The organism is Candidatus Zixiibacteriota bacterium, assembly GCA_022865345.1.
Lineage (GTDB): Bacteria > Zixibacteria > MSB-5A5 > MSB-5A5 > RBG-16-43-9 > RBG-16-43-9.
In genome coordinates, this window is the sequence record JALHSU010000087.1 from 37,714 (window position 1) to 49,410 (window position 11,697).

An 11,697-nucleotide genomic window follows, 5' to 3' on the forward strand; every position below is an offset into this window, starting at 1 on the left:
GTTCAGGATTAATAACCTATGACTTTGAGTGAAGAGACATCTCCATGAATGGAGATCTCGATCTTTGAAGGAGAGGAATCGTAATTAGAGGTCCAGTAGCTTTTTCTCTCATGATTAACAGAGATATCCTCAAAGTTGGTTGAGCTTAAAGAAGACCGGTTCTCAATTTTCAAACCGGCATCTTTCGGAAGTAAAAGCTCCAGTCTGGAGACATCTGAATCTATCTTAACCTTCAGGTTCCTGGATTTATTTCCTAATTTGATTTTGAGGGAGCTGGCATCCAGGTTCACTGATAAATTCTCCAGAATCAATCCGGAGAAATCAAGGTCTCCATTCATCACCGAGTTCTCGATCTCCAGGTCCCAGGGGATTTTATCAGAAAGAAAAACGTCCCACTGGTGCCTGCTCTTGATTCCGGGCTTAAACCAACCCCTCCAGAAATGGTCCTGGTCCTTTATCTCCAGCCTGACTATACTGTCTTTATCAGAGTAGTTGTAAAAACAGAGGGGCACTCTCCTCCAGTAGTCCAGTTCAGCCAGAGCCAGCTTATCCTGGCTGGCATTGGTTTTCAGGGTACCAGCCTTGAAATCGAAGGTCGCGAACCCTTTTTTGACAGCAGGTACCATTTCTTTTTCCCATCGAAATCTCTTACCCTCGTAAGTAATGTTGTCTCTCTCGTTATTATAAAAGTAATAAGCCGGACCCAGAATCGCAATCAGGAGTAAAATTGGAGAAAGGTATGCTAAGAAGCTCAAAGAGGTTCTGGCAAAGATTTTTTCTATCCCGATGGCAATTAGCAGGACCGGCCATAGAGATAAAATGGAAACCCAAACTGACCAGTCGACGTAATCCAGGTTGTTCAAAAGTAAAACTATGCCGACTGAAAGCAAGATGACCCCATTCCTTATTCTGGAAACTGTCATATTTCCTCCTGTCAAACTGGTTCTAGATTTAAGCCCGGATCAAAAGGAAAAGCCCCAGGATTATAAGGATCACCGGCCAGATGAAATGAAAGTGGAACCAGGGGATGAAATTATTAAGCAAAAACAGGATGCCTACCCCGATGAGAATTAAGCCTGGTAAATATTTTTTTGTCTCAGACTCTTTCTGGCTCACGGTCTCACCCTCAACTGCCTCTGCCCGGGGCATGATTATCCAGGCGATAAGATAAAGGATTATCCCAATCCCTTCAGCAAAGATCAAAAGGACTGCAAACAGGCGGACTATGGTAGGGTCAATATTCAGATATTCCCCTATGCCGCCGCAGACCCCAGCGATCGTCGAATTTTTTGTGGAACGATAAAGTTTTTTGTCCATCTCTACCTCTTTTTTTCTTCCTAATACGAGCCTGTTAGCTCCTCGGTTTCATTTCTTTTCCGCCTCCCCGGTCATAGGCACAAACCGGACCGGGATGACGTTTTCCTTTTTAATACCTTTTTCAGTTTTGGTAACCAGGATAAGCTCCTGAAAAAGCTCTCCCACCGGGATAACCAATCTTCCTCCAATCTTCAACTGGTCAACCAGAGGCTGAGGGATATGATCAGGAGCGGCAGTTACGATTATCCCGTCAAATGGGGAATGCTCTTTCCATCCCTGGTAACCATCCCCGCACTTGACTGTGATATTCTTATATTCTAATTCCTTCAGAGTACTTTCAGCCTTTTCAGCCAGGAGGCAGATAATCTCAATACTGTAAACCTCTTTTGCGATCTCAGCCAGGATGGCTGCCTGATAACCAGAGCCGGTTCCTATTTCCAAAACCTTTTCTTCTCCTTTTAAGCCTAAAAGCTCGGTCATCAGGGCAACTATGTAAGGCTGGGAAATGGTCTGCCCTTCTCCGATAGGTAAAGGCTCATCTGCATATGCTTCTTCCTGATAGCTCTTAGGGACAAAAAGATGCCTGGGCACCTTTCTCATCGCTTTTAAAACCAAAGGGTCTTTGACTCCCCGGCTTTCGATCTGGGTTTTTACCATCCAGTCCCTTTTCTCCTGCATCCTCAGGGAATCTGACTGAGCATTATTCTCCATAGAAGAGTCCTTTTCCTCAGTTTTCCCGCAGCTAAACACAAGAAACATGAGGATTACAAGTAATACCTGCCATTTCATCTTTCCACCTGAAAACTATTGGAATCTCCTTTGAGGAAAATAAAAATCAAAATATAGGCTTTGTCAATAGATATTTAAGAATAAGGGATCGAGGATTAAGGGGTCAAGGGTTCAAGGAAAGAAAAGAAGAAAAAATGCTGAGCAATAAGATGGGTGGGGTTGATTTTAAGATAGGGGCGAGGTTTCCACGCCCCTTGGAGTTTGTCAGATTTTGGGCGGGGTAACCCCGCCTCAACGATTTCACTATAACTGGTTCAGAATTTCAGTTTTCTCTTCACCAAGTTCTGAAATTTCAATCATCTTATCCTTGTGTACGAAAATAACCCTCTCGCCTAAAGAGAGATACTTCTCGAATTCCGGAAATCTTTTAGCTAACTCGAAATAGGCCGGGCTGAATCTCTGAATTTTTATAATCTTAAGTGTACTGTCATATTGACTATCCACCCAAAGGTTACCTTCTTTAAAGAAAGTCTTGTTTCCTGCCTGGATTATCTGAGACACCTTTCTATCTTTACCTGAATGGTCAATATATGCTTCCGGAGCCTTCAAGGCGCTTTGCATCCCGAGCAGATTCTTGGATTGATAAACCGCACCTGATCCGGTCTCAGTACGTAGAGCAGCGGTTACACCCTTCTTGATTATCGGCCTCTCAGCTGTGACCGTTATCGGGCGATCTGCATCTACCAGAAAAGAAGTATATTGGGTTATTATGCCATATCTCTTGGAGAGGCGGACAATTTCGTCGATTAATTCTGTGCTTTGGCCGTAAAGTCTCATCTGATCAACCAAATATCCGATTCTCCTGGTTGCCCAGAGCCGGGGGATGAAGCTATTTTTTTCCTCAGGTGAAAAGTTTACCTGATAGGAGTAGGTCTGCTTTTTTTCACCAGCATATCCGCTTAAAAAGGCTGAGGAACTTCCTTCTCCTTCATATTTTCCCAAAACCAGCACCTGAGAGCCGCTGAATAGGTCAGGCAATTCCTTTGGATAAAGTTCAAAGGTTTTAACTCCTGGGAACTTCAGACTTAACTCCGATAGTATAGGATTTGAGATCTTTTTAAAGAAATTGGATACTTTTACCTCGATGTCTTCGTTCGGAGTCACATAATCAGAAGTGGCATGATTTTCCTGAGCCAGTCTGTCCAGAAAATGAGTGTTCACATCGAAGCCCACGCCGAAGACAAAAATTCTGTTGGAGATATTTCTCTCTTTCACATTCTCCAGTATCCTCTTGATGTCTGTTAATCCAACAGTGGGCAAGCCATCAGTCAGAAATACGATATATGAAGTTTTGTCTTCAGGGTTTAAGTTTTTCAGACCTTCCAAAAGGGCAGAATTGATATCTGTTCCTCCGTCCGCTTCGCAATTCCGGATGAACTTTATGCCGGAATTAATATTCTCCCTCGTAGCTGGCAGAAGTCTTTCCCTGAAAGGCTTGACCTGGTCATCGAAATCAATCAGATTAAAGCTGTCTCCGGGATTCAGGCTGTTCAAGCAGAATATCAAGGCGTTCTTAGCCTGTTCTATCTTCTTACCCTGCATACTGCCTGAAGTATCCAGAATAAAGACTACTCTTTTTCTGATGAACCTGTCAGGTCTCTGGATTTTGGGAGAGAAAAGAGCCATAAAGAAGTTCCCTTCTTTTTTATCCTGATAACTCAAGAGATTGAAGCCCACTTCCTTATCTGACAGCGAGTAATAGAGGACAAAATCCTTATTCGGTCTGGCGTTCTCCTCAAAATAGGAGACTTTTACCCTGTGGTCGCTTTCTTTATCAATTTTTATATCCTGAGTCGGAGAGTAGACATTCTTAATCGGAATATCTGAATTGATGACCAGATCGATTTGCACATTTTCCAGAGGGTTCTGGGAGAATTTCTCAGTAGAGAGAGAATATTTATATTCGCAGAGGTTATTTTCAGATTTCAAAACCTGAGAGTATCCTAATTTTATCCTGGTCTCGCCGTGAGCAGGTATGGGATAGACCCGTGCCCTGAACATCCCCTGATTATAATACTCCAACAGAGCCGGGTCTTTTCTTCTCCGAACTATATCCTCATAGATTCTCCTCGCTCTGTCTCTGTCCAGAATCTCACCTTTCAGTTCCTCACCTCCTATAAACATCGAGAATTTGGAAATAGAGGCATCGAGAGGCAACGGAAAGATGTAGGTTCCTTCAAGGTCGCGAGGATAATCATTTCTAAAAACCTGATCAACTGTGGTCTGAGCCACCTGGTTATCGATTTTGATTTCTACGTGATGATATTTGATCGAGAGGTAGGGCGGGAGTGGCTCATCCGGATGACGAGGAATCGGGACGATAAAGCCATCCGCTAAGGTTTTGGAGTAAAGAATGAGGAAGATGCTGAGTATAAGGCTTAGTTTTTTTCATAATTCCCTCCTGGTTAAAGGTTTTCTAATTTCTCTACAAATCAAGGAAAGAATTATTCTCGAATTTTTTTATTTTTTCTTTAGAGCCTCTAATTCAAAGATGTTTTTAGTCAGCTCATCCTTCATCTTCTGGTCAGTTACCGAGTCCTTATATTGATTCAGTAGTTTTATCCCTGCCTGACGTAAGGGCTCATCGCTTGTCTTCAGGAAAAGAAGCTCATAAGCAACTTTAATCTGCGAAAAACCTTCAGGAGTCCATTCTGATACAGGCTTCTTTTCAAAATATTCTTTCCAGGAAGAAATTACCTTTTTTAATGTATCTGCTTCTACCAGTGTATCTTTGTCAGTTAAAGCACGCACCCACTCCGTATCGACCTTATAATATCTTACGCTTTCGGCTGGGTATAACCCCTCATCCCTTTTCGCCGCCGCAGGGGCTCGAAGTGTGGTTGTTACTGCAGTGCGTTTATCTTCTGGCGACTTCTGAACATAAAGGATGGTTTCTGGTAAGCTTGGAGGCTTCATAGCCATTTCTGCTTGATTAACAGTCCTTAAATTTGCTGTGACTCCTTTTTCAATTTTCGGTCTTTCAGCAGTGACAGTTATACTTTTCTTGAGTTCCGAAGTTTTACTTTCTCCAGCTCCCTTTTCTTTTTCCCCCTGAGCTTTCTCTCCGGCCAAAGAAATCACAGATTCAGATGGAGCTTGTAACTCAGCGTTTTTTTCTGCCTGCACAGACGATATGGATTCAGAAGGAGTGGAAATCTGCAAAGCTTTCTGTTCAGCGATGGGAGGCTTTGGCTTGACGAAAGTGGTTTCCTTGGCAGGCTTTTTAGTCTGGAGAGATTCCTTTACAGCCGGGGTCTGTAACTCAGGCTTCTGCTGAACTGGAATAGATAAAGCCTTTTCTATTCTTTCAGATCTGACCCGCTCTAATTCTTTTCCTTTGTAATCCCAGTAGAGCTTTCCGATTATGAAGACTAAAAGGATCGAGGCGATTCCAGCGGCGATTCTCAATTTTACCGGCGAGTAGAAGAAAAAAGATTCCCATCCAGATTTGAGCCTTGACCAGATAGATTTTCTCCTTCTGAGGATTATCTCATTCCTTACTCTTTCAGCAAAGGTTTTCCAGTAATCAGGGGAAAGCTCTGGCAGTCTTACACCCTTAGCACTTTCTTCAAGCTTTTTAAGTTCCTGCAGTTTTGCCGCGCAGTTTTGACAGGTCAAAAGATGCTCCTCTATCTCTTTTGATTCTCCCGCATCTAATTCCCCATCAAAATAAAGATGAATTAGCTTGTCAAAATCCTTACACTTCAATTTTCCCACCTTCTTTCATAGATAACCTTTTAAACTCTTTTGCAGTCTTTCTCTTGCCCGGAAGAGCCGGGACATCACAGTCCCTTTGGAGATTTTCAGGGTATTGGCGATTTCCTCATAACTTAATTCCTCATACGTTTTGAGGATAAAGACCGCCCTGAATTCAGCTGGCAGGTGATCTATCTCGTTTTCTATTTTTCTGGCCAGCTCATCCCTGACTAACTGCTCTGAGGCATCGGCTTTCCCCGTATCCTCTACAAGCTCCAAGGAGCCCTGGGGTAGCTGGCTTTCTGAGATGGTGAATTTCTGTCTTTTGAGATAGTTTATAGTCAGATTCATACAAATCTTATAAACCCAGGCGCAAAAGCTATGACCCTCCTTAAAAGACTTAAGAGAATAAAATGCCTTGATAAAAGATTCCTGAGCCAGATCATCTGCCGCCTCATGCGATCTGGTCATCCGCAAAGCCAGATAATAGAACTTCTTCTGGTATCTTTCTACCAGCCTTTCAAAGGAATAGATATCCCCCTTTTTCGCCCTGGCAATGAGCTTATCCTCAGTCTCCTCAGCTCCGGTTTTGAATTTTTTCTCCACCATCCGGACTTCCATCAACTTAAATACACTTCGAGATGGGAAAAATTCCCGATTTTCCTGAATTTATATTTTATTTCGGTATAGATATTTCAAGGTTTATAAACGGCACAGTTCATAGACTAAAAGCTCAAGCAAAAGCTTTTCCGGCATCTTGCCTGATTTCAAATCCGAATCTGCCTGGTAAAGGAGTGCCAGCCCCTTTTCCAACTGTTCCAGGCTGAAGTTCTTTGCCTGGTTCTGGTATTCGAGAATAAATCCAGAATAAGTTCTTAAGGTATGAGCCAGATTATATATATTCTGGTCTTTTGAGGCTTTCACCTGGTACATCTTCAGAAAATGGTCACCCAGTCGGTAGTTTATGCTGGTTTCCCTTTCTTTGGAAAGGGAGAGGTCTTTCAAGATCTTTAAAGCCTGGGAGAGGTTTTTCCCCACTATTGCCTGGGCTAACTGGGATATGTTCTCAGCTTTAGTATAACCAACTACGGTCTCGACATCCTCTAAGTTTATTGACTCCCGTTCTTTAACATAAAGAGATAACTTCTCCAGCTCATTTGACAGCTCATACAGGTTATTTCCCACTGCTTCCTGCAGGAAATTAATCCCCTCTGAGGTTATTTTTTTACCATAGGTATTGACTCTTTCCCTAATCCAGTCTGATGCTTCCTCCGGGTCGAGTGCAGAAAATTCAACTTCGGCTGCGAGCTTCTTTAAACTCTGATAGAATTTCAAGCGGTTATCAACTGTATTCGAAAATAAAACCAGGCAGGTTGTCGGGGGAACATGGGGGAGGTATTTTAAAAGCTCATCCTTCTGAATAGGGTGAAGTTTCTGGCTCTCGTAAACTACCACCATTCTTTTTTTGGAGCCGAAGGGAAGGGTAGCACAAAGGTTTATGATCTCCTCTGCCTTGACTCCTCTGGCCTGGAGAAAATCTAAATTGAAGCTCTTCAGAGATGGCTCAATCAAAAGCTCTATCAATTTCTCAGTGGCTTCTCGCTTGAGAAAATCCTCTTCGCCGGAAAAGTGATAAAGAGTAGCTATCTTTCCTTTTTCGATCTGGCTTAGGAATTCAGTGTATTTCATATTTTCCAAGTTAGCAAAATTGATTTAGTCTGTCAACATTTTCCTCTTTAAACCAATGACTAATGACAGATGAAAGATGACAGATAAAAAAATAATGACTGATAGCGGATGTCGAATAACGAATAAAGGAAAATCTTTCTGTAGGGACAGGGCTTGTCCCTGTCCTAACTCTAATGCGGACAGCCACAAGGGCTGTCCCTACGTCAACGACTCCTGACTCAAATTTACCATTTCTATGAGTTAAGCAACAGCCCCCAGGGGGTCTACCCTACAAAAAAACGTCAGGGATAAACCCTGACGTTGTACTTTCCCTACCCTAACCCCTATCTTTTTTAAATTATGGCTGGATTATCATTCCTGGGAATCCAGTTAAGCACGTAAGGAATTTTCCTTTTATATCCCAGCGCCATATTGCGATAAGGCTCCAATTCTTTGGTACAATGCATCTGCATATTGACCTGATGGACCACGGTGAAACTGTCACCGTAAATCTCAATCCTTCTGCTCTTGAACAGGTTCGGGTTCTGCTCGATAAATTCCAGAAGGGCTAAAAGGCTGGCATATTCACATTCAGCCGGAGTGCCTTTAAACTGTGCCCGGAAGATGAATCCTAAATCTGGTATGGCGAAGGACAACACTCCATTGAATCTTTCTTTTACCTCTATTTCCCTGATCGTTCCGTAAAAGAAGCATTCCATATTTCCTCCCTACGGGTCGTAAAGCTCTTAACGACCTTTGCCATTTGCCAAAATTACTCTACTGCAAAACCTATGCCTGTTAAGAGGTGATAGGTTGTAGGTTGTAGGTGATAGGGAAGATGCTGAAAAGATGACCAGCAAAGGTCAAAGCATTTTATAATTCCCTGATTTTGAGCGGGATATGAAAAGCAGCGAAAAAATCGGGAGTATTGCAATTTGCAATAACAGGTTGGTGGCGATGATCTCGAGATAAAGGAAATCAACTGGAAAGATTTTTTATGCAAGCAGATTCATACTTGGTGCAATCTCTTACATAGACGTTTCATGGAGAATAGTGGGGCTGGGAGCCCCGCCTACGACCGGCTTACATTAAAGTTTTTTATGACAGACACATGTGATAATGGGATCTCGTAGGGCGGGCACCTTTGCCCGCCAGATATTCCAGTTCTCGACAAATCAGACCCTTTCAAACGGGTCGAAAAGCTTTTTATATTCCTGAAGCGCGAACCTATCCGTCATTCCGGCTATATAATCACAGATCACCTGCATCTTTTCGGTCTCTTTGAAATTCTTTCGGGTATGGGGTGGAAGCTGATCCGGATTACTCAGATACACTTCAAATAACTGGGTGATTATCCTCTTGGCTTTGTCAGCCATCCTAATCATCCGGTAATGACGATACATTTTATTGAAAAGGAGCATCTTCAGCTGAGAGTTGAGCTTTTTTAAATCCGGGCTAAAGCTCAAAATATGCTCTCCTGAAGAGCGGACTTCGTTCACGCTCTTGATCTGATATTTATTCAAGCGTTTGGTGGTCTCCTCAATGGCATCCGTGACTTCCTGGTTAATGATCATCCTCACCACCTGGATATATTTATGATGCGAGGGCAAGTTCTTATATTTTTTCTCGATCTGCTCTATGGTCATTCTCCATAGATCGACCTCGCTCAGCTCCTCCTCAGACAAAACCTGTGAACGCAGCCCGTCATCGATATCGTGAGCTGAGTAGGCGATCTCATCAGCCAGATTGACCACCTGGCATTCAAGCGTGGGACAGAATTTCGGATTGAACTCAGCCGGGACCGGTTTATCATAAACGGTCTCATGTTTTATAATCCCTTCGCGCACTTCATAGGTCAGATTTAAACCCGGGAATTCAGGATATCTTTCCTCCAGAAGATCGACCACTCTCAGAGATTGACGGTTATGCTCAAACCCACCATATGATTTCATAATCTCATTTAAAGTCTCCTCACCTGAATGTCCAAAAGGGGTGTGGCCCAGGTCGTGGGCTAAGGCTATGGCTTCGGTCAAATCTTCATTTAACCTTAAAGCCCGGGACAAGGAGCGAGAGATCTGTGCGACCTCAATCGTATGAGTTAGTCGAGTGCGGTAGTGGTCACCCTCGTGATTTACAAATACCTGGGTTTTGTATTCCAACCTACGAAAAGCAGTGGAGTGGATGATCCGGTCACGGTCCCTCTGGAAAGAGGAACGGTACGGATGATCCTCCTCCTGATACTTTCTTCCTTTGGTGCCTTCGCTTTTCATGGCGTAAGGCGCCAGATACTTTTCCTCCTGTTCCTCCATATTTTCCCGGATAGTATCGAAAATCTCCATAAGACCTCCAAAAATCTCAAAACAATTTTAAACTTTGACGTGCTCGTCGGGTCTCCTGACCCGACAAGAAGACTGGTAAACCTGAAGATTCACACTCCAGGTGGAAATTATCTCCGGAAGAAATTTTTTGCCACAAAGAACAGGTTGGCTGGCCTTTCTGCCATCCGGCGCATAAAATAGGGATACCACTGGTCTCCATAGGGAACATAGATCCTGATGTTATATCCCTGCTTGACCAATTCCTCCTGTAACTCTCTTCTTATTCCGTAAAGGAATTGAAATTCATAACTCTCTTTAGTTATGTTTTCTTTTTTTGCAAAATCGATAGTTGCCTGTACCATTTTATCATCATGGGTGGCGATTCCATGGTATACCCCGCTTTTCAGCATCATCTTCATCAATTTTACGAAATTTTCATCCACCTCTTTTTTCTTCTGGAAAGCCACTGTTTTAGGCTCCTTATATGCCCCTTTGCACAGTCTTATTCTGATTTTCTGTTCCAATAGTTTTCTCACATCTTCTTCGCTCCGGTAAAGGTAAGACTGAATCACTGCCCCCACGTTCTGGTATTCCCGGTGTAGGGTAAAACAGACCTGCAGGGTCTTGTCAGTACGTGGGGAATCCTCCATATCGATTCGTACGAAGTTATTATACCCTTTTGCCCTTTCAACGATCCTTTTGACGTTATTCAAACAGAATTCGAAATCCAGGTCCAACCCCATCTGGGTGAGCTTGCAAGAAACATTAGAGTCAATACCATTTTGATTGATCTTATCTAATAGCAGAAGATAATCGTCTGCCGCTCTTATGGCTTCCTCCTGATTGGTTACATTTTCACCGAGACGGTCGAGGGTTGCCAAAAATCCTTTTTGATTCAAATCTTTTACTGCACTGATTGCCTGTTCCTGAGTCTCGCCGGAAACGAAACGGCGTGAAACCCTCTGGGCGAACTCAAATCCCAGGACAAAATTTTTTAGTTTCTCCTGACGGGAAAGGAAGAGAAGTGTGCTTTTCATTACCATTTGAAAACTCCTTAATGTTCATTTACTTAAAGAATTCTTAAAAAAGATTACAATGGTCGGGCAGGGTGCCCGACCTACGAAAGTTACTTGTCGTGGACGTAGGCGGGGCTCCCAGCCCCGCAAGATAGATTTTTCAAAGACCTCCAAGAAACCTGACCTAAAGGTGAAAAGATAACGTTACCTTATGGCTTCCGCCTAAAACAGGGTGACTCAGATATCCATAGTCGAACCTTAAATTCTCCAATTCCAATCCAGTGCCCAGAGAGTAGCAGGCTGGAGATGTTTTCATCCCGAATCTCAATGCCAGGTTTCGGAAAACTTTAATCTCCTGCCCGAACCTCAATTCCTCTTTCTCTGATTTAGTTTTGTACAATTCTGCTGCGAGGAGAACCTGCTTATAGGGGTACAAAGAGATGCCAGCTGAATAGGAGAAAGGGATTCTGTCTGAATTCTTTATCAGTTCAGGTTGATTTACATTCCTGAAAGCCAATCCGATCTGGATTTTTTCCTCTATCTCGTAAAGAGAGCCTAAATCAAATCCCAGGGTCTTGAAATCGCCATAGGGTGAAGGAAAAGAGAGTTGGAAATATTTTAGATTTGTTCCCAGAGAAAGATGTTCAGACACTTTTATCCCGAATCCTATTATTAGCAGGTTCTCTTTATAGTAATCATTTTTTCCAAAGATATTATATCCTGCGCCTAAGGTCAATCTTTTATTTAGAGGTTGTTATAGCAAGATTAAAATGTCCTAATTTCTGCAAAGTTAAAATGTCCTGTCCTACAGATCCGTTTCTCGGATTTTCATGTTTTAGTTAGTAGTAGCTTTCCTTCTTTTTGGCTACTTTTTTCTTTTTGTTCATAAGGTT

At 42.8% G+C, this 11,697-nt stretch carries 11 protein-coding genes; all 11 read right to left on the reverse strand.

The annotated features are described in order from the left end of the window. Positions 1–8 precede the first annotated feature (8 nt). The 11 genes from MUP17_04055 to MUP17_04105 all read right to left on the reverse strand — a co-directional run bounded on the left by MUP17_04055 (position 9) and on the right by MUP17_04105 (position 11,540). A complete protein-coding gene (locus MUP17_04055; protein ID MCJ7458147.1) occupies positions 9–923 on the reverse strand; it encodes a DUF5668 domain-containing protein in 915 nt (304 codons plus the stop codon). A 28-nt stretch (positions 924–951) separates the two neighbouring features. Beyond that, positions 952–1,317 (reverse strand): PspC domain-containing protein, encoded by a 366-nt coding sequence (locus MUP17_04060; GenBank protein ID MCJ7458148.1) that lies wholly within the window; start codon positions 1,315–1,317, stop codon positions 952–954. A gap of 48 nt (positions 1,318–1,365) precedes the next feature. Next, positions 1,366–1,995 carry a protein-L-isoaspartate(D-aspartate) O-methyltransferase gene (locus MUP17_04065; GenBank protein MCJ7458149.1) on the reverse strand — a complete coding sequence of 210 codons (630 nt, stop codon included), beginning with the start codon at positions 1,993–1,995 and terminating at the stop codon, positions 1,366–1,368. Between the two features lie 354 nt (positions 1,996–2,349). Beyond that, positions 2,350–4,338, reverse strand: a complete 1,989-nt coding sequence (locus tag MUP17_04070) for a VIT and VWA domain-containing protein (protein MCJ7458150.1) — start codon at positions 4,336–4,338, stop codon at positions 2,350–2,352. Positions 4,339–4,566: 228 nt separating this feature from the next. Beyond that, a complete protein-coding gene (locus MUP17_04075; protein ID MCJ7458151.1) occupies positions 4,567–5,814 on the reverse strand; it encodes a zf-HC2 domain-containing protein in 1,248 nt (415 codons plus the stop codon). Between the two features lie 15 nt (positions 5,815–5,829). Beyond that, positions 5,830–6,411, reverse strand: a complete 582-nt coding sequence (locus MUP17_04080; protein ID MCJ7458152.1) for a sigma-70 family RNA polymerase sigma factor — start codon at positions 6,409–6,411, stop codon at positions 5,830–5,832. 93 nt (positions 6,412–6,504) lie between these two features. Then, positions 6,505–7,491 (reverse strand): DNA polymerase III subunit delta, encoded by a 987-nt coding sequence (gene holA / locus MUP17_04085; GenBank protein ID MCJ7458153.1) that lies wholly within the window; start codon positions 7,489–7,491, stop codon positions 6,505–6,507. A gap of 332 nt (positions 7,492–7,823) precedes the next feature. Beyond that, positions 7,824–8,189 (reverse strand): hypothetical protein, encoded by a 366-nt coding sequence (locus MUP17_04090; GenBank protein MCJ7458154.1) that lies wholly within the window; start codon positions 8,187–8,189, stop codon positions 7,824–7,826. Positions 8,190–8,645: 456 nt separating this feature from the next. Further along, positions 8,646–9,809 (reverse strand): deoxyguanosinetriphosphate triphosphohydrolase, encoded by a 1,164-nt coding sequence (locus tag MUP17_04095; GenBank protein MCJ7458155.1) that lies wholly within the window; start codon positions 9,807–9,809, stop codon positions 8,646–8,648. Positions 9,810–9,916: 107 nt separating this feature from the next. Continuing rightward, a complete protein-coding gene (locus MUP17_04100) occupies positions 9,917–10,831 on the reverse strand; it encodes a proline dehydrogenase family protein (GenBank protein MCJ7458156.1) in 915 nt (304 codons plus the stop codon). Positions 10,832–10,988: 157 nt separating this feature from the next. Further along, complete coding sequence (locus MUP17_04105) at positions 10,989–11,540, reverse strand: hypothetical protein (protein ID MCJ7458157.1); 552 nt, start codon at positions 11,538–11,540, stop codon at positions 10,989–10,991. Between the last annotated feature and the right edge of the window lie 157 nt (positions 11,541–11,697).

What these genes read in the sequence shown, in the direction of transcription:
- MUP17_04055 (MCJ7458147.1), bottom strand. Translation starts at nt 923, where the DNA reads ATGACAGTTTCCAGAATAAGGAATGGGGTCATCTTGCTTTCAGTCGGC.
- MUP17_04060 (MCJ7458148.1), bottom strand. Translation starts at nt 1,317, where the DNA reads ATGGACAAAAAACTTTATCGTTCCACAAAAAATTCGACGATCGCTGGG.
- MUP17_04065 (MCJ7458149.1), bottom strand. Translation starts at nt 1,995, where the DNA reads ATGCAGGAGAAAAGGGACTGGATGGTAAAAACCCAGATCGAAAGCCGG.
- MUP17_04080 (MCJ7458152.1), bottom strand. Translation starts at nt 6,411, where the DNA reads ATGGTGGAGAAAAAATTCAAAACCGGAGCTGAGGAGACTGAGGATAAG.
- holA (MCJ7458153.1), bottom strand. Translation starts at nt 7,491, where the DNA reads ATGAAATACACTGAATTCCTAAGCCAGATCGAAAAAGGAAAGATAGCT.
- MUP17_04090 (MCJ7458154.1), bottom strand. Translation starts at nt 8,189, where the DNA reads ATGGAATGCTTCTTTTACGGAACGATCAGGGAAATAGAGGTAAAAGAA.
- MUP17_04095 (MCJ7458155.1), bottom strand. Translation starts at nt 9,809, where the DNA reads ATGGAGATTTTCGATACTATCCGGGAAAATATGGAGGAACAGGAGGAA.
- MUP17_04100 (MCJ7458156.1), bottom strand. Translation starts at nt 10,831, where the DNA reads ATGGTAATGAAAAGCACACTTCTCTTCCTTTCCCGTCAGGAGAAACTA.